Source organism: Methyloceanibacter superfactus (assembly GCF_001723305.1).
GTDB classification, from domain to species: Bacteria; Pseudomonadota; Alphaproteobacteria; order Rhizobiales; family Methyloligellaceae; genus Methyloceanibacter; species Methyloceanibacter superfactus.
Window position 1 is genome coordinate 68,422 of record NZ_LPWF01000030.1, and the last position, 19,596, is coordinate 88,017.

General features: G+C 63.7%; 23 protein-coding genes, 1 tRNA gene and 5 pseudogenes. 12 read left to right on the plus strand and 17 right to left on the minus strand.

What is annotated here, in order from left to right:
* Positions 1-34: 34 nt before the first annotated feature.
* From AUC69_RS12580 to AUC69_RS16565, 7 genes are all read left to right on the plus strand, one after another.
* The gene (locus AUC69_RS12580) at positions 35-625 is read left to right on the plus strand and encodes a lipid-binding SYLF domain-containing protein (RefSeq protein ID WP_244500249.1); all 591 of its coding nucleotides are present in this window, start codon (positions 35-37) and stop codon (positions 623-625) included.
* Positions 626-856: 231 nt separating this feature from the next.
* Entirely contained in the window at positions 857-1,543 is a 687-nt protein-coding gene (locus tag AUC69_RS16555) for a response regulator (RefSeq protein ID WP_083239420.1), read from the plus strand.
* Complete coding sequence (locus AUC69_RS17520) at positions 1,540-1,698, plus strand: hypothetical protein (RefSeq protein ID WP_158008110.1); 159 nt, start codon at positions 1,540-1,542, stop codon at positions 1,696-1,698. The genes AUC69_RS16555 and AUC69_RS17520 overlap by 4 nt, the downstream gene beginning before the upstream one ends.
* Positions 1,695-2,537 carry a TackOD1 domain-containing metal-binding protein gene (locus AUC69_RS12595; RefSeq protein ID WP_069442457.1) on the plus strand — a complete coding sequence of 281 codons (843 nt, stop codon included), beginning with the start codon at positions 1,695-1,697 and terminating at the stop codon, positions 2,535-2,537. The genes AUC69_RS17520 and AUC69_RS12595 overlap by 4 nt, the downstream gene beginning before the upstream one ends.
* The gene (locus tag AUC69_RS12600; RefSeq protein WP_141700779.1) at positions 2,521-2,709 is read left to right on the plus strand and encodes a hypothetical protein; all 189 of its coding nucleotides are present in this window, start codon (positions 2,521-2,523) and stop codon (positions 2,707-2,709) included. The genes AUC69_RS12595 and AUC69_RS12600 overlap by 17 nt, the downstream gene beginning before the upstream one ends.
* On the plus strand, positions 2,709-3,599 hold the full coding sequence (locus tag AUC69_RS12605; RefSeq protein ID WP_083239422.1) for a glycosyltransferase family 2 protein: 891 nt from the start codon (positions 2,709-2,711) through the stop codon (positions 3,597-3,599). Before AUC69_RS12600 ends, AUC69_RS12605 begins: the two co-directional genes overlap by 1 nt.
* Complete coding sequence (locus AUC69_RS16565; protein WP_083239423.1) at positions 3,563-3,976, plus strand: hypothetical protein; 414 nt, start codon at positions 3,563-3,565, stop codon at positions 3,974-3,976. Before AUC69_RS12605 ends, AUC69_RS16565 begins: the two co-directional genes overlap by 37 nt.
* Here the strand turns inward: AUC69_RS16565 and AUC69_RS12610 are convergent.
* Positions 3,958-4,164 carry an energy transducer TonB gene (locus AUC69_RS12610; protein WP_069442459.1) on the minus strand — a complete coding sequence of 69 codons (207 nt, stop codon included), beginning with the start codon at positions 4,162-4,164 and terminating at the stop codon, positions 3,958-3,960. The genes AUC69_RS16565 and AUC69_RS12610 overlap by 19 nt on opposite strands.
* A 122-nt stretch (positions 4,165-4,286) precedes the next feature.
* Between AUC69_RS12610 and AUC69_RS12615 the strand changes: the two genes are divergently transcribed.
* Both AUC69_RS12615 and AUC69_RS12620 read left to right on the plus strand, forming a co-directional pair.
* Positions 4,287-4,835, plus strand: coding sequence for an HlyD family secretion protein (locus AUC69_RS12615; protein WP_069442460.1), 549 nt, complete (start codon positions 4,287-4,289; stop codon positions 4,833-4,835).
* Positions 4,775-5,038, plus strand: a complete 264-nt coding sequence (locus AUC69_RS12620; protein WP_141700780.1) for a hypothetical protein — start codon at positions 4,775-4,777, stop codon at positions 5,036-5,038. The genes AUC69_RS12615 and AUC69_RS12620 overlap by 61 nt, the downstream gene beginning before the upstream one ends.
* A gap of 14 nt (positions 5,039-5,052) precedes the next feature.
* On the opposite strand, the gene AUC69_RS12625 is transcribed toward AUC69_RS12620, so the two are convergent.
* From AUC69_RS12625 to AUC69_RS17525, 3 genes are all read right to left on the minus strand, one after another.
* Positions 5,053-6,567: an ATP-binding response regulator gene (locus tag AUC69_RS12625; protein ID WP_069442462.1), complete on the minus strand. Its 1,515-nt coding sequence runs from the start codon at positions 6,565-6,567 to the stop codon at positions 5,053-5,055.
* Positions 6,568-6,644: 77 nt separating this feature from the next.
* Positions 6,645-7,055: a hypothetical protein gene (locus tag AUC69_RS12630; RefSeq protein ID WP_141700781.1), complete on the minus strand. Its 411-nt coding sequence runs from the start codon at positions 7,053-7,055 to the stop codon at positions 6,645-6,647.
* A gap of 198 nt (positions 7,056-7,253) precedes the next feature.
* Complete coding sequence (locus AUC69_RS17525; protein ID WP_158008111.1) at positions 7,254-7,412, minus strand: hypothetical protein; 159 nt, start codon at positions 7,410-7,412, stop codon at positions 7,254-7,256.
* A gap of 181 nt (positions 7,413-7,593) precedes the next feature.
* Here AUC69_RS17525 and AUC69_RS12635 point away from each other — a divergent pair, with 181 nt between their 5' ends.
* Entirely contained in the window at positions 7,594-8,001 is a 408-nt protein-coding gene (locus AUC69_RS12635) for a response regulator (protein WP_069442464.1), read from the plus strand.
* 11 nt (positions 8,002-8,012) lie between these two features.
* On the opposite strand, the gene AUC69_RS12640 is transcribed toward AUC69_RS12635, so the two are convergent.
* The 4 genes and pseudogenes from AUC69_RS12640 to AUC69_RS19800 form a co-directional block, all read right to left on the minus strand.
* A tRNA-Met gene (locus AUC69_RS12640) sits at positions 8,013-8,089 on the minus strand.
* 47 nt (positions 8,090-8,136) lie between these two features.
* Complete coding sequence (locus tag AUC69_RS12645; protein WP_342018592.1) at positions 8,137-8,964, minus strand: class I SAM-dependent methyltransferase; 828 nt, start codon at positions 8,962-8,964, stop codon at positions 8,137-8,139.
* 40 nt (positions 8,965-9,004) lie between these two features.
* A complete protein-coding gene (locus AUC69_RS19795; RefSeq protein WP_425283541.1) occupies positions 9,005-9,583 on the minus strand; it encodes a tRNA methyl transferase PRC-barrel domain-containing protein in 579 nt (192 codons plus the stop codon).
* 54 nt (positions 9,584-9,637) lie between these two features.
* Positions 9,638-10,154, minus strand: a pseudogene (locus AUC69_RS19800) (tRNA 2-thiouridine(34) synthase MnmA); the annotation flags it as partial.
* Positions 10,155-10,625: 471 nt separating this feature from the next.
* Between AUC69_RS19800 and sciP the strand changes: the two are divergent.
* On the plus strand, positions 10,626-10,904 hold the full coding sequence (gene sciP / locus AUC69_RS12655; RefSeq protein ID WP_069442466.1) for a CtrA inhibitor SciP: 279 nt from the start codon (positions 10,626-10,628) through the stop codon (positions 10,902-10,904).
* An 81-nt stretch (positions 10,905-10,985) separates the two neighbouring features.
* On the opposite strand, the gene AUC69_RS12660 is transcribed toward sciP, so the two are convergent.
* From AUC69_RS12660 to AUC69_RS12670, 3 genes are all read right to left on the minus strand, one after another.
* Positions 10,986-11,477 carry a hypothetical protein gene (locus tag AUC69_RS12660; RefSeq protein ID WP_069442467.1) on the minus strand — a complete coding sequence of 164 codons (492 nt, stop codon included), beginning with the start codon at positions 11,475-11,477 and terminating at the stop codon, positions 10,986-10,988.
* 47 nt (positions 11,478-11,524) lie between these two features.
* Positions 11,525-12,010: a YajQ family cyclic di-GMP-binding protein gene (locus AUC69_RS12665; protein ID WP_069442468.1), complete on the minus strand. Its 486-nt coding sequence runs from the start codon at positions 12,008-12,010 to the stop codon at positions 11,525-11,527.
* A 203-nt stretch (positions 12,011-12,213) separates the two neighbouring features.
* Complete coding sequence (locus AUC69_RS12670) at positions 12,214-12,585, minus strand: flagellar FliJ family protein (protein WP_069442469.1); 372 nt, start codon at positions 12,583-12,585, stop codon at positions 12,214-12,216.
* 385 nt (positions 12,586-12,970) lie between these two features.
* Here AUC69_RS12670 and ctrA point away from each other — a divergent pair.
* Positions 12,971-13,677 (plus strand): annotated as a pseudogene (ctrA, locus tag AUC69_RS12675) (response regulator transcription factor CtrA).
* 102 nt (positions 13,678-13,779) lie between these two features.
* Here ctrA and AUC69_RS17530 read toward each other — a convergent pair.
* The 6 genes and pseudogenes from AUC69_RS17530 to AUC69_RS12705 all read right to left on the minus strand — a co-directional run bounded on the left by AUC69_RS17530 (position 13,780) and on the right by AUC69_RS12705 (position 19,550).
* Positions 13,780-13,932 carry a hypothetical protein gene (locus AUC69_RS17530; protein WP_158008112.1) on the minus strand — a complete coding sequence of 51 codons (153 nt, stop codon included), beginning with the start codon at positions 13,930-13,932 and terminating at the stop codon, positions 13,780-13,782.
* Between the two features lie 13 nt (positions 13,933-13,945).
* Positions 13,946-14,973: pseudogene (locus AUC69_RS12680) on the minus strand (CheR family methyltransferase).
* Positions 14,901-15,994 (minus strand): annotated as a pseudogene (gene cheB / locus AUC69_RS19805) (chemotaxis-specific protein-glutamate methyltransferase CheB). The pseudogenes AUC69_RS12680 and cheB overlap by 73 nt, the downstream one beginning before the upstream one ends.
* Positions 15,995-16,042: 48 nt before the next feature.
* Positions 16,043-16,408 (minus strand): response regulator, encoded by a 366-nt coding sequence (locus AUC69_RS12695; protein WP_069442472.1) that lies wholly within the window; start codon positions 16,406-16,408, stop codon positions 16,043-16,045.
* Positions 16,409-16,447: 39 nt separating this feature from the next.
* Positions 16,448-16,918: a chemotaxis protein CheW gene (locus AUC69_RS12700; RefSeq protein ID WP_069442473.1), complete on the minus strand. Its 471-nt coding sequence runs from the start codon at positions 16,916-16,918 to the stop codon at positions 16,448-16,450.
* Positions 16,915-19,550, minus strand: a pseudogene (locus AUC69_RS12705) (hybrid sensor histidine kinase/response regulator). The gene AUC69_RS12700 and the pseudogene AUC69_RS12705 overlap by 4 nt, the downstream one beginning before the upstream one ends.
* Positions 19,551-19,596: the final 46 nt, after the last annotated feature.

The window sequence follows — 19,596 nt, forward strand, 5'->3', positions numbered from 1 at the left end:
CTCGCAACCGCCACAATGCGCGTCTAGGTGGAACTTGCGGGTCGGGGGGCCAATCGGGAGGACGTCTGCGCATGAAAACCCTGTTCGCCAATCTGTTCGTCGCCATCCTCGCCGCCGGAGCGCTCGCCGCGGTGCCGTCGGCGGCCGTGCGGCCTCAGGTCCCGAGATCGATCACGATGCCAACGCGACGCTGCACAGCTTTGTCCGCCAGATCGGCGGCGCGAAGGAGCTCGCCAACAAGGCCGCCGGCATCCTGGTGTTTCCGTCCGTGGTGAAAGCGGGTTTCGGTTTGGGCGGCGAGTATGGCGAGGGCCTGCTGATCGTCGATAAGCGCCCGGCCGGCTACTACAACCTGATCTCCGCCTCGTTCGGCTTCCAGCTCGGAGTCCAGGAACGTTCCGTCATCATCATGTTCATGACCCAAAGCGCCCTCGACAGCTTCCACCGGCGGGCCGGCTGGAAGGTCGGCGTGGACGGATCGGTGGCCATCATCACCGTCGGCGTCGGCGGCTCAATCGACACCGACAAGGTTACGCAGCCGGTCATCGGCTTCGTTCTCGATCCGAAGGGCCTGATGTACAATCTGACCCTCGAGGGATCGAAAATCAGTCAAATCGAACGCTGAGAGGCCGATCTCGGCCTCCGCGGGAAGAGCGGTCCAATCGGGCCATTTGGACGCGCGTCTCTTGCGACGGCACGGCGCTTCTTGCTGACCTAAGTCTACCTTTTTGCCCCCGAACCGGCCTGTCCGGCGATATCCGGCCGCCTGCAACCGCAAGGCTTCCGCCATTTACGACATGTTGTCCATTCGCTTCTATTTTTCCGGGCAGGGCAACAACTTAAGGGCGAAGCGACGATGACCGCTGCCATGCCTAGCAGCCTGGAGGCGAGCCCGCTGGAAACCGAGATTCAGCGGGCACCGGCGCCGGACCAGCCGGGAGAGCAAGAACCGGTCCTCGATCCCGTCGGGGGACCGGGGCGCCGCGTGCTGCTGGCGGAAGACAGCCCCATCACCCAGGACCTGCTGAAGCTGCTGCTGAACCAGCGCGGCCACCAGGTCGACGTCGCCATGGACGGGGAGCAGGCCTTGGAAGCCCTGCGCCGCAATACCTACGACGTGGCCCTGCTGGACTTCCACCTTCCCAAGATGGATGGCCTGCAAGTCGCCGCCGCGGTCCGGAGCCAAACGGACGGCCGCCCACTGCCGCGATTGATCGCCATCACCGCCGACGTCGAAGGGTTGCTCGCCCATGCGGAAGGCTGTGACAATTTCGATCTCGTCATGCCGAAGCCGCTCGATATCTATCAGGTCGGCGCGTGGTCGAAGAGCAAGGCGAGCCCGCCGATCTCAGGACCGAAGCACAGCCCGCGCCGCCGACGGCTCACCCCGCCGCAGCGAGCCGGCCGCCCGAGCCGAAATCGCCGTTCGAGACTTTGGGCTTCACCTTGCTCACGTGGCCGGGCGACATCGACACCAAGCGCCTCTCCGCCCGGGCCATGCAAGCCACGCTTGGCGACCCCCGCTTCGACGGCATTCTGGTGAAGGTTCACCCCTCCCCTGACGCGCTCGGCGCGATCTGGCGGGCCAAGGCTCTGTATGTTCTGCCGATCATCGACCTCCGCGGCACTCTTGGCCGGTTCGCCGACATCGACGGTTCGAAGCTCGCCTCCACCGGCGCGACCAAGTCGGAAAGGTGATCCGCGAATTCCAAGACCGCCGCGAGCGGCTCGATCGGGATCTGCTCTTCAGCGAGGATCTCGGCGAGCAGCTCATCGGCCGCCTCTTCGTGTCCAATCGCCCGCTGACCGCCGGCTACGACCCGCGGTCTCGCAATCTGGTGGCCTACGACGTGCCGCTAGCGGCCAATATCGTGATCCGCGAGGCCGAAGCGCTCTGCAGCCATGGTCTGCTGAAGCGGGAATTTTTCGACCGGTTTCATGTCTGTCCCCGCTGCGAATCGTTCCGCCTGCACGTGCGGGAGGAATGCGTGAAGTGCCGCTCGTCGCATTTGAAGGACGAGCAGTATCTGCATCACTTCAGTTGCGCCTTTCAGGGACCCGAGGACGACTTCCGGCAAGAAGACAGCTTGATCTGCCCGAAATGCCGTCAAGAGCTCACCCATTTCGGCTTCGATTACGATCGCCCGGGCACCATGGTCGTCTGCCAAGATTGCGCCCACGCCGTTTCGGATCCGACGATCGGTTTCGTGTGCGTGGACTGCGGTGGACATGTCGACTCCGATGCGGCCAGCACCCGCGATGTCTACACCTATCACCTCACCGACCAGGGCAAGGGCTTTGCCGAGCATGGCCGCTCCTTCCTCGGATATGCGCGCCACGCGCTGCGTTTCGCCGAGCTGCCGCTCGAGCTCGTCTGCCCTCAACGCCGAGGCGAAGAGGTTCAACGACGAGAAAGTCCCTTTCACCCTTCTGAATATTCTCTATCGGAACGAATTGGAGATCATCTCGGAGCATGGCGCGCGAACCTTCGCGCAAGTGCGCGACCTCTTCCTCGAGACGTTGCGCACCCTGCTTGACCCGACTGATCTCGTCGTCAAGGGGCAGACCTACGACTTCGCGTTGCTCGCGGGTCTCAGCCTGGACCAAGCACGGGCCGACTTCGATCTGTTGGCCGAGCGTGCCAGCGAGACGCTTCGCTACGATCTCGGCGTCAAGTTTCAGGGCTTCGGTCCGGAGGACTTCTCCTAATGTGGCAGGTCGCGTCCGACGGCATCACCTATCTGACCTCACAGAGCGGCGACAGCCTGCTGCATCTGTTTTGGTTCGTCGCCCTTTTTGAGATCCCCCGGTATCTGTTCGCGTTCCTCGCCGTAGCGGCATTGAGTTTCCGGACGGCGCGGGAGCCAACACAACTCGCGCCGAATATCGGCCGCGTGACCGTCGTGATCGCCGGCCACAACGAGCAGGACTCCATCGACCGCTGTGTTCGCTCGGTCTACGAGCAAAGCCTGACGCCCGACGAGATCATCGTCATCAGCGACGGCTCCACCGACCGCATGCCGGCAAAGCTGCGCGAGCTGCAGGAGGAAGGTCTGATCAAGGAGGGCCACTGCACCCAGCTCCGCGCCGGCAAGTCCGCCGGATTCAACCTCGCCCTCGGACGAGCGACCGGCGACATCATCGTCAATCTCGACTGCGACTGCACTTTCGACCGCCACGCCCTCAAGCAGATCGTGGCCACGTTCGCCGATCCGCGGGTTGGCGGCGTTGCGGGAAATATCGTGCCGCGCAACGCCTCGCGCAGCCTGATCACCGAGTTTCAGGCCATCGAGTATCTGATCAGCATTTCCCAGGGCAAACAGGCCGCCAATATAACGGACCTGATGACATGCGTCTCCGGCGGCTTCGGGGCGTTTCGGCGTTCGGCCATCGCACGGGTCGGGGGGCTCGACGCGGGCGGCGGCGAAGACCTCGACGTGACGCTTCGCTTACGCGAAGCCGGCTGGAAAACGCTCTTTGCCCCCGATGCGATCTGTTACACCGACGTTCCCGAGACGCTCGGCGCTCTGACGCGCAGCGCTTCCGCTGGGAGCGCGACGCCGTGCGCCTTCGCTATCGCAAGCACGGCGCCTTGCTGAACCCCTTCAGTCGCAGATTCCGCCTCATCGAGCTCGCCCACGAGCTCGACTTCATCATCTTCAGCATTCTGTCGGCCGTCGTTTTTCCGTTCTACATCCTGTGGCTGTTCGCGACCTACGGCGATCTGGCGATCATGATCCTGATCGGCGCCCAAGTCGGCATGCTGGCGCTCGACGTCGTGAGCTTCATCCTGGCCGCCCTCACCTCGCCGCGGCTGAGAAGTTGGCCGCTCCTGCCCTACGTTCCCGGCTACAGCCTTTTCAACGGGCTGGTCATGCGCTTCATCCGGCTTGCCGCCTATCTACAAGAATGGATCTTCGACGCCTCCTACCGCGATGCCTACGTGCCCCAGAAAGTTCATAGGGTGCGAAGATAGCCATGCAGCCCCTTCGGAAGCGTCTCCGTCCCGACAACATCCCGAACGAGAAGCGCGTCGAGCGCGGCCGAACCGGACGGACGATCTATCTTGTCTTGCTCGGCCTGTTCTCCATCACCGTTGCCAACTATCTGCTCGGCGACTTCTTTCTGCTCGACGCGGACGGGCTGGTGCTGCGCGACCAGCATGTCGTCGCCACCACCTATGTCGCGCGCGCGAGGATGTCGATGTCAGAGAAGGCCAGGAGGTCAAGGAAGGGGCCGCCCTGCTCAAGCTCCAATCGACCGAAATTCTCGAGCGCCTCGCCGATTTGTCGACAAAGCAGGCCGACATCATCGCCAAGATCACCGACTTCAAGGTCCGGGCCGAGAGCGTCTCGAAATTGCTGCCGCTGGCCGAACGCCGCGAGGCGGAGGCCGCACAGGCGATCCGCCAATTCGATACTCTACTGGAAGGCAAATACGTCACCTCGGTGCGCTACGAGGAGGCGCTGCGCGCGAACTATGAGGCCACCCGCGAGCGCGTTACCCTCCTCACCCAAGGCAACGTGCTGAAAGAAGAGCTGACCTCGCTCGACCGGGCGCGCGACGACGCCGACGACGCCTTATCCAAGCTGCAGGCCATCTATGCCGACGGGCTGGTGCACTCGCCCGTCAACGGATCCATTGGCTCGACGATTCCCTCGGTCGGCACCGTCTACCGTCCGGGCGATCCCATTCTGTCGATCTACTCGGGCGAGCCTATGTGCTCGTCTACTTGCCGCGCCGCTATCTCTTCACGATCCGCACCGGCATGGAGGTGCGCATCACCGACGGGCGCGAGGTCGCCGACGGCGTGGTCACCGAGATCTTGCCGCTGACCGATACGTTGCCGAAGGAGTTTCAGAACACCTTCAAGCCCTCTGATCGCAACCAGCTCGCCAAGATCAAGATCTCGGCGCCGTCGCCCTTTCCGCTCAATCAGAAGGTCAGCGTGTCGCGCCATATGCCGCTCGGCGGCCTCGTCGAGATTCGCAAGCTCCTGGGGCTGAGCGACGCGCAAGTCGCCACGCGCGCGCCCTAGACAGCGGCCGCAGATCAGGAGGCGCGGCGCGTCTTCTCCGTTGCGGGTGCCTTCTCCGTCGCAGGCACCTTGGCCAGCGGAAGCCTCACGGTGAAGATCGTGCCCCCCTCCGGCGGGCATTTAAATTCCACGCGGCCATCGAGGTGATCCAGGATCTGCTTGACGATGGCGAGGCCGAGACCGGTGCCACCCTTCTGCCGGGAGTCGCTGGCATCGACCTGGAAGAATTTCTCGAAGATGCGGCCTCTGGCGGACTCCGGAATGCCGGGACCCTGGTCGCGGACCGAGATGCTCACCGTGCCGTTGCCGGTCGCCAAGGCAATCGTCACCTCGCTCCCGCGCGGCGAGAACTTGATGGCGTTGGACAGCAGGTTGGTGATCACCTGAATCAGCCGGTCCGGATTAGCATTCACGTACGCCCGTTTGGCATTGCCCTCGAGACGGACCTCGACGCCGTAGGTTTCGGCATAGCCCTTGTTCGCTTCGACGGCCTTCTCGACAAGCGCATGGACCTTGATCGGCTCATTCTGCGGATCCATCGCCTCGCGGTCGATATGCTGGAGGTCGAGGATGTCGTTGGTGAGACGGACGAGACGCTCGCAGTTGCCGTGGGCGATCTTGATCAGATGGACGGCATTGGCCGGCAACGTGCCGGCGGCGCCCGCCGCCAGGAGGCCGAGCGAGCCCGCGATCGAGGTCAGCGGCGTGCGCAGCTCATGGCTTACGGTGGAGACGAACTCGTCCCTGACTTGCTCGTTGAGCTGACGCTCGGTGACGTCCCGGGAGATGCCGACCAGGCCCCTGATCTCGCCGTCGCGGTTGCGCAGCGGCGCCTTGGTCATGGAGAACCATTGAACGCTTTGATCCCGCCGCACCATGCGCTCTATCGAATCGATCAGCGGCTCGCCCGTGGCCAGCACATGCTCCTCTTCCTCGCGCCACCGCCGTGCGCGTTCGGGCGAGAGAAATTCATCGGCCGTCCGGCCGAGAACGTCGCCCACTTGATCGGCGTTCAGCACCCGGCATTCGGCTTCGTTGAGGCCGAGATAGCGAAGCTGCAAATCCTTGAAATAGATCGCATCCGGAGCGCTTGCCATGAGTTGATGAAGCAGCCGATTCTGGTCGTCGATCCGCTCGTCCGCCAGCTTCTTCGCGCGCCGCGTCTGCGCCGCATCCAATTCGCGTTTGATCGCCAACCGCAGCCGGTCGGGATTGGTCTTCAGCACGTAATCCTGGGCGCCGGCCCGCATGAGCTCGACGGCCGTCTCCTCGCCGATGCCGCTGGAGATGAAGATGACGGGCGTATCCAGCGACAGCTCGTGGCGGACGCTGCGAAGAAGCTCGTGGCCGTTGAGCTGTAACGACGTATCGCCGCAGAGAATCACGTCCCAAGGCTGCTCCAAGAGCGCGCTCTTGAGCTCCGGCATGGTCTCCACACGGATCGCCTTCGGCCGGTAACTGTTTTGCTTCAACTCGGCGATGATGAAATCGGCATCGCTCTGGTCGTCCACCGCCAGAAGAACGTTCAACGTTATCTTGTTCAAGCTGCCCCCATATGCCGCTCAATGATGTGCTACCGCCGGACGACACGCCCCCACGCAGTCTCTTACCGGCGAGAGAGATCGGCGTTGTAGAGGGTCGAGGATTCCGGCGTGGTGTCCCTGGCAATCCGCTGCAGGTCGTCGAACAGCGCGATCGCGGGCTCGATATGACCGGCAGTCACAGTCCCGCCCAGGGCGACAAGGCTCTTGAGTTGGTCGTCCAGGATGGTCGCGGCGTGGCTAATATCGGCGAAGCCGATCGAGCCGCCGGCACCCTTGATCTGATGGCAAAGCCCCTCGGTCTCGGCAACGGCTTCCGCGCATGCCGGATCCGCCGCGTCGAGGCCGGCGATCATCTGACCGAGCTTGTCGATTTGCGCCAACAGGCTGACATGATGAGTCCGCACCAGAGTCCGGAGCTGGTCCTGCATCTGATCGCCCCGATCTGCCGGCTGCGCCGCCGCTGCGTTCTCCATGCAGGCCTCCTTCGTGTGAGCCCTATCCATAAGGCCCCAAGGTTGACGAAGGATTGAGGGAAACTGGGGCGCCACAGGCCTAAATCGGCCTAGCGAAGACAATGGGGAGCGGACTTGAGCCAGCCCGCAAGGGGCAAGGCTTCCAAGGGCTGCCTTGAGATCAAGCGTCGGCGAACTGGTCGGCGGAACCGTCGTCCGCTAGTGGCGCTGCGGGGCGCTCGGCTCGGTCTTGCCGGCCTGGTCCGGGGGCGCCAGACGGAACCCGCCAAGGGCCGAGCCCGGCAGCTCGACGGCACAGCCGGCGGCGGACAGGGCGAGGAGGCAGACAAGAGCAGTCTGGGCAGTGATTCGAATCATGAGATCAGTGGCTTCCTTCTTTGATGACACTGTCACAAACAAAGGCGGCCAAAATTTGGAGGCCACAACGAACCATGGCCAATACATTGATTTACCTCAGATTAGCATCGCTGATGTGGGATCGACAGAAGCTGCTATAGGCACACCACCCAGGCCGTCAGCGCTTCCCCAGGAGGGGTCAATGTCTTCTCGGATTCTTGTCATCGACGATAGCGGTACGATGCGAGCGATCCTCAGTCACCTCCTGCGAGATCTCGGACACGATATCATCACGGCCAGAGATGGCGTTGAGGGTATCGAAGCGGCGGCAAACAAGAAGCCACGCTTGATTCTGTGTGACATCACGATGCCAGGAATGGATGGCTTTGAAGTTGTTCGGCGATTAGCAGCAAACGTGGCAACCAGGGAAATACCGGTCATTGCCCTGACCGCCCTGACGAGCACCGCAGAACTCAAGCAGATCGAGTCCGCAGGCTTTGCGGGCTCCCTCTCCAAGACCACCGATCCGACACAACTCGCTACGCTCATAGAAGCGACTCTCGCGTCCTGCGCAGCCAGTCTGCCGCGCGCCCTCGGCGGAGAAATCTAATTGACGAGAAATGGTAGCGGAGGAGGGACTCGAACCCCCGACACGCGGATTATGATTCCGCTGCTCTAACCAGCTGAGCTACTCCGCCCCAACCTTGCGGCTCACCCATATATATGGGGCGAGCCTGACGACGGGCTATTCCGCCAATTGGCTCTGAAGTCGGCGATATAGGGACCGCCAGTAATTGGTGTCAAGCAAACGGCGGGCATGGACGAGACCGCGGCCCACCGACCACTTGATCCGCACCCGCATCGGCTCGGCTGCGCGCCCGCGCGCCTTGGCGCCGGACAGCATCTCGCGCGCCGCTTGCGGCGCCATGCCGAAGCCCGGCTCCTTGACGAAGCGGAGCATGGTGAAAAGGCCGAAGGGCCACATCCCGCGGCGCTCGGCGAGCCTGAGATCCTCGCAGATCAGAACGCGGTCGACCTCGAACACCGCATGCCAGCCGATCAGGTCGGCGAAGGGGGCGAGCTTCCGCTCGAAGAACCCGCGAACGCCGTCTTCCTGGCTGAAATGATTCACCAAAATCACCTCGCCGCCCGGCGCGCAGACCCGCTCCAACTCCCGCATCACCTTGTCGGGATCGGGCACCACGGTCATCACATACATGGCGACCACGGTGTCGAAGCTCTCGTCCGGAAAGGCGAGCGCGCTCGCATCCATCTCATGCAGGCCGTCCACATTGGCGAGCTTTTGTCGCGTGACCTTGTCTTGCGCCTTCTCCAGCATCTCCGGAGACAGATCGATGCCGGTGATGGTGAGATGGTCGCCGTAGCAGGGCAGCGACAGGCCGGTGCCGACACCGACCTCGAGCACGCGGCCCTTGCGCGTATTGATGATCTTGACCGCGTGCCGGCGGCCCGCCTCGGCGACTTTGCCGAATGTGTAATCGTAGACCGGCGCCCAGCGGCGATATGCGTGGCGCACGGAAGCCGTGTCCATGACCAGTGACTTTGATGCCAACGCTACCTCCCCGACTTTAAAGCCGCTTGTCCGCCGCGGCTTAACGCGATCCGGCCGCGAGCGCTTCCGCAGACCCGCGCGATGCAGGCGCCGCAAAACCGTTCTCGGCCAACCAGGCTCCACCGTCGGCGGACTTGATCCATCCGCCGCCGAGCAGCCGCTCCCCGCCGCCTGTCGCGGCATAAAACACACAAGCCTGTCCCGGCGATACGCCCTCCTCGCCCTGGGCAAGGTCCACGATCACCTCGTCGCCGTCCAGGCTGACCGTCGCCGGCTGCAGGGGGCCAGTCGAGCGAATCCGCGCCAGCACGTCGATGCCGTTTCGCGCCGCCGTCTCGAAAGGCTCATCGCCAAGCCAGTTCACGTCGCGCAAAGTCAGCGTCCGCGTCCGCAAGGCATCCCGCGGGCCGACCACCACCTCGCGCCGCGCCGCGTCGAGGCGCACCACATAGAGCGGGTCGGGTGCAGCCACGCCGATGCCTTTGCGCTGGCCGATCGTATAATTGATGATGCCGCTGTGGCGGCCGAGCACGCGGCCGTCCACATGCACGATATGGCCCGGCTCCGCCGCGCCTGGGCGCAGACGCTCGATCACTTGCGTGTAGCGCCCCGTGGGCACGAAGCAGATGTCCTGGCTGTCCGACTTCTCGGCGACCGCAAGCCCGAACTCGCGCGCGAATTTCCGCGTCTCTTCCTTCGGCCGGTCGCGAGCGGGAAGCGCAGGTACGAGAGCTGCTTCTGCGTGGTGGCGAACAGGAAATAGCTCTGGTCGCGCTCCTTGTCTTGGGCGCGATGCAGCTCCCACCCGGTCTCGCCGGGGCGGCTCTTGACATAATGTCCGGTCGCCAGCGCCGCGGCGCCGAGCCCTTCGGCCGTCTCCAGCAGATCGTGGAACTTGATCTTCTGGTTGCAGGCGACGCACGGTACCGGCGTCTCGCCGTTGACATAGCTGTCGGCGAACTCGCCGATCACGGCCTTCGCGAAGCGCGCCTCGTAGTCGAGCACGTAATGGGGAATGCCAAGCGTCTCGGCCACGCGGCGGGCGCGTGAATATCCTGCCCTGCGCAGCACGCGCCCTTCCGTCCCACGGCTTGGCCGTGGTCGTAGAGCTGAAGCGTGATGCCGACCACGTCATAGCCCTCGGCCTTGAGCAGAGCCGCGACGACGGAGGAGTCGACCCCGCCCGACATGGCCACGACCACTCTCGTATCGGCGGGGCGCCTGGTAGCTGCAGACTATTAAGCATTCTCGGCTTCAATGATGGCGACGAAAGTCGTTGCTCGAATTTCTGAAAGGCATGCCCGCGAAAAGGGCCTCGGGCGGAAGCGCATTATAAACGGTCCAGGACGGTCCCGGGCCAGTTTCTTGGGCACCCTCTTCGGGCGCCTACTTGGGGCCGTCTTGGGGGCCTCGAGCGGCCTGAACATAGGGACCGGGCCCCTAGGACGCAAGACGCCCTAGGGCCCACGAGACCTCGGGAAGCCTTGTAAGGGCCTAGGATAGTCGAGTGAATTCAGCAAGTTTGGGCTATTTCCTTGCGGGTTCTTTTACCTGACAGCTTAGGCAAATCTTAAATGGCGCTTGCTAGCGTCCAAGTCGAAATTGGCTCTTCGAGCCAAGTCTAGAAGTAGGCTCATCGAGCAGGTGTGGTGTTGAGTACGATGACCGAGCATTACAGGCCGCGTGTCAGATACGTGATTGGCCCCGACGGCAGTCCGCTGACCGTGGCCGATCTTCCTCCCAAGGATACCAAGCGGTGGGTGATCCGCCGCAAGGCCGAGGTCGTGGCTGCCGTGCGCGGCGGCCTGATCAGCCTCGAAGAAGCTTGCGAGCGCTATACGCTGACTGTGGACGAGTTCCTCAGCTGGCAGCGTTCGATCGACAAGCACGGCCTCCCGGGTCTGCGCGCGACGCGCATCCAGGACTATCGCGGCGGCTAGCCGCCTCCCCTAGATCAGATTTCGCGATGGCCGGGCTCGTCCCGGCCATTTGCATTTCTTGGGGTCCAGTCTTGGAGTCAGCTACTGCGCGGCGGGTTGCGCAGCCACTTTCGGCATTTCCTTGCTGCAATTCGTCTGACCGGCCTTCCAGCGGTCGATGTCGAACTGCATCTTGGCGGCCTGCTCCGGTGTCATCGTCCGGTTCTGGGTGGTCACCACCGTGCGGGCGCCTTCCTGGACGAAATCGATCGCATAGGCCGATTTGCCGGCGCGCCCGAGATTGCGCCTGTCGTGGATGGTGATCTTCACCTTGCCGCCGTCCGGCTGCACGTCCGCGCGGTAGACATGCTCGGGGAAGAGCGGATCGTTCGGGTTGAACCAGCAGGTCTTGATCTTGCCGCCGAGCAGCACATAGGCGTCGACCGGCTTGGCGGTCGCGATCGACATGCGGGTCGTATTGTAGGCCGGCACCGTGCCGACGCTCTCGTCCGAGGCCACGCTCGCGCTGCCGGTCGAGCGCCCGCAGGCGGACAGGCTCAACGCCACGCACACGGCCATCGCGGCAAGCGCCATGAAGCTTCCTGATCTCGGCAAGACGTCTCCCTGCAGCATGCCCGCACTCAGTCGCGAAAATTCACGTATTGCAGCGGCTGCTCGATCGGAAGCCCTTTGACGTACTCGATCACCGCCTGCAAGTCGTCACGCTTCTTGCCGGTGACCCTGAGCTCGTCGCCCTGGATAGCGACCTGGACCTTGAACTTCCCGTCCTTGATCTCTTTGACGAGGCGCTTGGCCACGTCTTTGTCGATCCCTTGTCGGACCACCGCCTTCTGCCGCACGGACTGGCCGGCGGCCTTCTCCACGGTCTTATAGTCGATGGCGCCTGCGTCGATTTTGCGGCGTGCCAGATGGCCCTGGAACAGCTCGTGCATCTGCTTAAGCTTCAGGTCGTCATCGGCGTGGATGGTGATCTCCGCCTCTTTCCGCTCGATCTTGGCCTGCGACCCCTTGAAGTCGTAGCGCTGGCTCATCTCGCGCGTCATGTTGGCGAGCGCGTTGTCGACCTCTTCCAGCTCGGTCTTGGAGACGATATCGAAAGACGGCATGACCCCGTTCCCGTCCTTTGCAAGAAAAATCGCTGGGATATTAGCACCGGGAGCGCGCGCGGTCTGCCCGCCTTCGCCCCAGCTTGGCCCCTGCACTTAAATCCGAGCACAGCCCATACGGGATGCCGAGCGGCCTAAAAAACGCCGCTCACGCCGGTGGCCCGAATTGGCTTAGCTGGCGGCGCGATGGGCGCCGACGGCAATCAGCTCCGCCGCCGCCGGGGCCGGTCTACCCGGAGCCGCTCCGCGTCGCGCTCTTGCAGGAGCTCGATCTTCTTCAGATCTTCGCTCGCCTCATCCAGCTCGCCGCGGGCCACCGCCAATTTAGCCTCGAGCCCAGCGACCGAGTTCGACAGATTGTCCCGCCGCTGGATCGCCGCCTTGGCGAAGGTCGGATAGGCGTAGTGATTGACGTCCGAAACGCCGGCGCGCTCCTGCTCGATAGCGATCTGCCGGTCGAGATCGGTGGCCATATGATTGAACTCGCCGATCATGGATTCGATCTCTTCGACCTTGCGGCGCTTCTCGTCGACCTCGAAGCGCTTCAAGCGGATGACTGCGTCGCGTGACTTCATGACTCAATACCCTCAGCCTGCTCGGATCCTCCTCTACGGAGGATTCAATAACCATGCCAGCAGCGCGCTTCAGCCGAGCCATTGCCGGAATTCGGCAACACCCCCTTAAAAGCGAACCTAGGCCAAATTCAGGACCGGACCCCCTTCCCCTCACCTCTGATCATGGGCGACAGGGCTTAAGGGGCGGTAAACCATATGGGTTGCATTTAAGGGATGCCCGGACCCCCTCGGTGTAGAGATGGTTAGCGGGCTTGGTTAGCGCTCGCCAGAAGCTTAGCTTTTGTTAACTATTGGCCATTAATTTGTTGATTCGAATTAACCAATCTGCGTCCGACGTATTGGGTCAGGGGATAGCCAGGAATACGGAGATTACGGGGGATTTAAAATGCGGGTTCTTCTGATCGAGGACGACAGCGCGACCGCTCAGAGCATTGAACTGATGCTCCAGTCGGAAGGCTTTAACGTCTACAAAACCGATCTGGGCGAAGAGGGTGTCGATCTCGGCAAGATCTACGACTACGACATCATTCTCCTCGACCTAAACTTGCCTGATATGAGCGGTTACGAGGTCTTGAAGACTTTGCGCGTGAGCAAGGTTCAGACCCCGATCCTAATCCTCTCAGCCTTGCCGGCATCGAGGATAAGGTGCGGGGCCTCGGCTTCGGCGCCGACGACTACATGACCAAGCCTTTCCATAAGGACGAGCTCGTCGCCCGCATCCACGCGATCGTGCGCCGCTCGAAGGGCCATGCCCAGTCCGTCATCCAGACGGGCGGCCTCAAGGTCAATCTGGACACCAAGACGGTGGATGTTAACGGACAGCGCGTGCATCTGACCGGTAAGGAATATCAGATGCTTGAGCTGCTCTCCCTGCGCAAGGGCACGACCCTGACTAAGGAGATGTTCCTGAACCACCTCTATGGCGGCATGGACGAGCCGGAGCTCAAGATCATCGACGTCTTCATCTGCAAGCTGCGCAAGAAGCTCGCGGCGGCGACCGGCGGCAAGCACTATATCGAGACCGTCTGGGGGCGCGGCTATGTGCTGCGCAATCCCGACGACGAGACGGAGTCGGACGAAGCCGCCGCTTAAAAGCGGGACAGATCCGCAAGACGTTTCAAAGTTTCAGAGACTTAAGGTGGCCGGGCTTGTCCCGGCCACTTTCATTTTGGGACATCTCCAGCGCCGGCGGCGCTATCCCCTCACCACCTTCAGGGGCGGGGCCAGGCCGGCTTCGGAACCAGACCGTTCATCCTGCGCAAACTCGGCCAGGAGCCGGGCCACGCTCACGCCGCGGGCCTTGGCGCGCGCCTCGAGCCGCTCGGCGGTTTCCCTGTCGAGTTCCACCGTCCGGATCGCATTATCCGCAGCCGGGACACTCTTGGGACCGCCAACGGCCGGTTTTCCGTGGCCCACCATGCAGCCGGATCGGCACCGGGAGGAGGCCCGTCCACCGGCTTTGGCCGGCGGCGCTGCCTGGCCCTCTCCTCCGCCCGCGCCGCGCCTCCGGCGTGAAGCAGAAGATGCCGTGATGGGGTTCGGGCACCGGCATGAAGTCGGCCGACACCCGCGTCGTGGTCTCCGCCGAGCCGAGGACGAGATAGCCGTCGCCAGCGAGCTGTCCCGAGACGCGCCCGAGCACGGCTTTCCTCAGGCGTTCGTCGAAATAGATCAGCACGTTGCGGCAGAAGATGATGTCGAACGTGCCGAGCTCCTGGCAATCGTCCAGGAGATTGTGCTCGTGGAAGGTGACCATCGCGCGGATCTCTGGTTTGATCTGCCAACCCTTGCCCGCCTTGCGGAAATATTTGATCAGCATCGACACCGGGAGGCCGCGCTGCACCTCGAACTGGCTGTAGACCCCGGTGTGAGCCTTGAGCAACGCTGCTTCGGCGAAGTCCGTCGCACGATCTCGACCTTCCAGCCGTCGAGCTTCTGGCTGGCTTCGTCGAGGAGCATGGCGAGGGAATAGGGCTCCTGGCCGGTCGCCGCGGCGGCGCACCAGATCCTGATGCGGCGCGACGCCCGCCGCCGCGCCATCAGCCGCGGCAGCATGACCTCGCTGAAATAGTTGAACGGCGTCTTGTCGCGGAAGAAATAGGACTCCAGCACCGCGATGGTTTGGGCCACGCGCGAGCGCAAGCGGTCGGCACCGGGCTTGGTCAGCGCCAGGGTCAGATGGGCGAAGGACGGGAACTCGAACTCGTTCAGCAACGGCCGCAGCTTCACCTCGACAAGGTCCATCTTGTCCTCGCTGAGCTCGATGCCGGAGCGCTCCTTCAGGATGCGACGCAGCAGACTGAACTCGTGCGCCATCATGGTCGCTGCCCCTCGATGAGCTTGGCGACGACCCTTGCGATCCCCAATGGAGGCAAAACCGCGGCGCATGCGCCTGTCGCCGCGGCGGCGCCCGGCATCCCCCACACCACGCTCGACATCTCGTCCTGGGCAATCACGCTGCCACCCGCATCGGCGATCGAGCGCACACCGGCCGCGCCGTCCTGGCCCATGCCGGTCAGCACGATGCCAAGCGCCGCCGGGCCGAAATTGGCGGCGACGCTCGTGAATAAAGGATCGACCGAGGGCCGGCAGAAATTCACCGGCGGTCCGCCGCTGATACCGAGCCGCGACGGCCGCGAACCATGCACGGTCATATGGTGGTTGCCCGGGGCCACGTAGATCGTGCCTGGGTGCAGGATTTCGCCATCCACGCCTTCCTTGGTCTGGCGCCCCGCATCCCGCGCCAGGCGTTCGGCCAGGATCGCGGTGAACATCGGCGGCATATGCTGCACCACGAGAACCGGAATGCGGTCGAGCGCCGGCGACAGCGCTTCGAACAGGTTGGCCAGGGCCTGCGGCCCGCCGGTGGAGCTGCCGATGGCTATCACTCGCGCGGCACCAGGGAAAAGGCCCGCTGCCTGAATTGCGCCGGCGGCCTTACCGTCTCAGCGAGCGGAAAGCCGGGTCGATGCGCCCCGGCCAGCGCCCTGACTTTGCGGATTACCTCGACGCGGAATTCGGGGAGCGTCGTGATCTCACGATTGGTTCCGGGCTTCGGCACGTAGTCCACCGCGCCGAGCGCCATCGCCTTGAAGCTGATCTCCGCGTTCCGTTGGGTCAGCGTGGAGACCATCACCACGCGAACCTCGGGGCGCGCGGCGAGCAGCAGGGGCAACGCCTCCAGCCCGTCCATCACCGGCATCTCGATATCGAGCAGGACGACGTCCGGTGCGCTTCGGCCGATATCCTCGACGGCGAGCTGGCCGTTGGCATGGCGGGCCACGACTTCGATCCGGGGCCCCGGCTCCTCCTCGAGCCAACGCGCGACGAGCCCGCGCACGACGGCCGAGTCGTCGACGACCATGACCCTGATCGGTTGGTCGGCAGACGCTTGTGCCACCGGAGCCATCGGTGTCTGGAGGAGCGCGCCCTGGCGGTCGCTAATCATGCGCCCGGGCTAGAGCAGCCCGACCTCGTGGAACTTGGCCTCGACGATGTCACGGTCGAAGGGCTTCATGATGTACTCGTTGGCGCCGGCCGTGATGGCGCGCGTGATGTGCTCCACGTCATTCTCGGTCGTACAGAAGATCACGGTGGGCTCGTCGCCGCCGCGCTCCTTGCGCAGTGCGACGAGAAAGGCGATGCCGTCCATCACCGGCATGTTCCAGTCGAGCAGCACGGCATCGGGCATCGACTCACGACATTTATCGAGAGCCTCGCGCCCGTTCTCGGCTTCCGACGTCGAGAAGCTGAGCTCATCGAGGATGCGCCGCGCCACCTTGCGTATGACGGCGCTGTCGTCCACGACCAAACAATGTTTCATAAATCCTCCTCCGCGAAACCGTCCGCTTGAGCCCTGCCCCTAGGCGGCGGCCGCGCCGAACTGACTGAAGTCGAGCACCTTGTCGATGTCGAGAACCACCATGATGTCGCCGTCGAGCCGGTAGACGCCCGCGCAGACTTGCGCCCAACGCGGGTCGAGATTGACCGGATTGTTTTCGAAGCTCGACGCTTTGAGCCACAACACGTCGCCGGCACGGTCGGCAATGAGTCCATACAGCTCGCCGCGATCCTCGATGCCGACGGCGATCATCGGCTTTCCGCTGTCGCGGGGCGGCAACCCGAGCCGCCGGCGAAGATCCAGCGCCGTGACGATGCGGCCGCGCAAATTGAGAAGTCCGGCGACCTCCGGCGGCGCGAGCGGCACGGCGGAAAGGCCCTGGGGCACAAACACGTCGCGCACGCGATCGAGCCCGAGACCGAACAACTGCCCGGCGGTCGTCACCGTGACGAACCCTTGGACCGTTTGTTCTTGAGTGTCGTCGGGACTCATGCGGCCTCTCCCCATCCCTTGAGACATTCCTGGAGCGCGTGCATCAGACTGTGCCGGTCGAACTTACCCACATAGCTTTCGAAACCCGCCGTGTGACACTTCTCGATGAGCCGGGGGTTCGAGTAGGAAGAGAGCGCGACCATCGGCACGTCACCCCATTCGGTATCGGCCTTGATGCGCTTGGCCATGTCGATCCCGTCCATGCCGGGCATGTCGATGTCGCTGACGATCAGATCGAAACGCTCGCCCTTGTCCTTCAGCGCCAGGGCCTCCGCGGCGGACGCAGCGAGCGTCACTTCATAGCCGGCGGCCGTCAGGAGCGGCGCCAGCATGTCGCGGAAGAATTGGCTGTCGTCGACGAGCAACAGCTTGAGGCCGCGCGCCGTTTCTTCCGGCCCGCGCGCCCGATGCCGGTCGAAAATCTCTCCGAGGTAATGCGACACGTCGATCATCTCGACCGCCTGATCGCGCACGATGGCGGCGCCGATCACTCCTGGCGTGTCCGCCTGGAGATCGATCGACAAAGGCTCTTCGACGATATCGACGATCTCGTCGATGGCGAGTCCGGCCGGATGGCGCGCCTCGGTGAAGACCAGCACCGGCTGCACGCCTTTCGGGAGCGGTGCGCGCTCAGTCTGCATATAGACGAGCGGCATCAACGCCCCGCGATACTGCACGACGTCTCCCCCATTACAGCGCTCGATGGCCTCGACCGAGATCTCCTCGAGCCGCGTGATCAGGGACAGCGGCACGGCCTTCAGGGTCTGAGAGCCCGCGCGGAACAGGAGCAGCGCCGTCCGCGCCTCATTGGCCTCCGCCTTGTCCACGGTGGCGTGCGCCAGTTCGGCCTCGGCATCGACCGGGCTCACCCTCGCGCCCACCGCATTCGGGTCGATGATCATGATGACGCTACCGTCGCCGAGAATCGTGTTGCCGGAGAACATGGTCACATGGCGCAGCACGCTCGACAGCGGCTTGACGACGATCTCCTCGGTGCGGAACACCTTGTCGACCAGCACGCCGAACAGGTTCGTACCGACCTGGATCACCACGGCGGTCAGTGCCGTGTCCCGCAGAAGATCAGGGTTCGGGCTAGTCGCCTTGAGGCCGAGCAATTGCGCGAAGTCGATCAACGGCAAGAGCTTGTCGCGCAAGCGCAACACCGCCGTGTCGTTGATCATCTCGACGGGATGGCCGGCGGCCTCTCCGGCACGGACCAGCTCGACCACGCTGAACTGCGGAATGGCAAAACGCTCGCCGGCGACCTCGACGATGAGCGCCGCCATGATCGCCAGCGTCAGCGGGATCTTGATCAGGAAGGTGGAACCGTCCGGCGAGGTCGATCTCAATTCGACCGTGCCGCCGATCAGCTCGATATTGTTGCGGACGACGTCCATGCCGACGCCGCGGCCGGAGATCTCGCTGACGCCGCTCGCGGTCGAGAAGCCCGGCTTGAAAATAAACTTGCAGATGTCGAGATCGCTCATGCGGTCGAGCTCGGCCAAGGTGGTGAGACCGGTCTCCAGCGCCTTGGCGCGGATTTTCTGCACGTCGAGTCCGCGCCCGTCGTCATGCACCTCGATGACGATATAGCCGCCCTGCTGATAGGCGCTGAGCGCGATCCGCCCGAGTGGGGCCTTGCCGGCCCGCGCCCGGTCGATCGGATCTTCCAGCCCGTGATCGGCCGCGTTGCGGATCATGTGGGTGAGCGGGTCCTTGATCATCTCGAGGACCTGGCGGTCGAGCTCCGTCTCGCCGCCGCTCATGTCGAGCTCGATCTTCTTGCCGAGATGGAGCGACAGCTCCCGCACCAGCCGCGGCAGCTTCTGCCAGGCGTTGGCGATCGGCTGCATCCGGGCTTTCATCACGCCCTCTTGCAGCTCCATCGTGACGTTGGAGAGCCGCTGCAGAGGCGTCTTGAATTCGCTTTCGTCGGTTCGCCGCACGATATCTAGAAGCTGATTGCGGGTGAGCACGAGCTCGCTCACCGTCGTCATCAAATGCTCGAGCGTGTCGACGGAGACCCGCACGGTCTGCGCCCGGGCCACCAAGCTCCGGCCGCCGGCTTCGGTTGCCGTTTCGCCCTCGGCGGCGACAGATGTCTCTGAAGGAGCGGGCTCGGGGTCCGGCCCCGGCGCTTCGCGCCAAGCGCGCTCCAACTCGTCGAGCGTGGCCTGCATCGGAGGCCCGCTTCCGGCCGCGACACCGGCGGAGTCGCCTTCGTCACTCGTGGACTGCCCGGCAAGCTGAGCGGGTCCGCCCGCATCGGCCAAGGTTTGCAGCGCGCCGATCAGATCGCGTCCGATCCCGGCGGCTCCAACCCGACGCGCTCGATCCCGGCCAGAATCTCCTTGATGCGGTCGATGCTGGCCAAGATGACGCTGACGCCCTCGACCGTGACGGACGCGCCGTCGCGATATTGGCCCATGAGCGTCTCGGCCGCATGGGTGAGCTTGGCGAGCCGGTCCAGACCGAGAAAGCCGCACGTCCCCTTGACCGTATGAACCAGACGGAAGATGGCGTTGAGCATATCGGCGTCGTTGGGCTCTTGCTCGAAACGCACGAGCCCAGCGTCGATTTGGTCGAGACTCTCGCCCGTCTCGGTCAGGAATTCAGACAGCAGCTCGTCCATCACCCACCCTCGACGCGAATCGGATCATTCGCGCCTTATGTCCCCC

Excerpts from the sequence above, each read along its gene's own strand:
- AUC69_RS12605 (WP_083239422.1), top strand. The coding sequence starts at position 2,709 with ATGTGGCAGGTCGCGTCCGACGGCATCACCTATCTGACCTCACAGAGC.
- AUC69_RS12670 (WP_069442469.1), bottom strand. The coding sequence starts at position 12,585 with ATGAAGTCACGCGACGCAGTCATCCGCTTGAAGCGCTTCGAGGTCGAC.
- AUC69_RS16555 (WP_083239420.1), top strand. The coding sequence starts at position 857 with ATGACCGCTGCCATGCCTAGCAGCCTGGAGGCGAGCCCGCTGGAAACC.
- AUC69_RS12695 (WP_069442472.1), bottom strand. The coding sequence starts at position 16,408 with ATGAAACATTGTTTGGTCGTGGACGACAGCGCCGTCATACGCAAGGTG.
- sciP (WP_069442466.1), top strand. The coding sequence starts at position 10,626 with ATGACCGAGCATTACAGGCCGCGTGTCAGATACGTGATTGGCCCCGAC.
- AUC69_RS12665 (WP_069442468.1), bottom strand. The coding sequence starts at position 12,010 with ATGCCGTCTTTCGATATCGTCTCCAAGACCGAGCTGGAAGAGGTCGAC.
- AUC69_RS12610 (WP_069442459.1), bottom strand. The coding sequence starts at position 4,164 with ATGCTGGTCGCGCAGCACCAGCCCGTCCGCGTCGAGCAGAAAGAAGTC.
- AUC69_RS12630 (WP_141700781.1), bottom strand. The coding sequence starts at position 7,055 with ATGGAGAACGCAGCGGCGGCGCAGCCGGCAGATCGGGGCGATCAGATG.
- AUC69_RS17525 (WP_158008111.1), bottom strand. The coding sequence starts at position 7,412 with ATGATTCGAATCACTGCCCAGACTGCTCTTGTCTGCCTCCTCGCCCTG.
- AUC69_RS12700 (WP_069442473.1), bottom strand. The coding sequence starts at position 16,918 with ATGAGTCCCGACGACACTCAAGAACAAACGGTCCAAGGGTTCGTCACG.
- AUC69_RS12635 (WP_069442464.1), top strand. The coding sequence starts at position 7,594 with ATGTCTTCTCGGATTCTTGTCATCGACGATAGCGGTACGATGCGAGCG.
- AUC69_RS12660 (WP_069442467.1), bottom strand. The coding sequence starts at position 11,477 with ATGGCGCTTGCCGCGATGGCCGTGTGCGTGGCGTTGAGCCTGTCCGCC.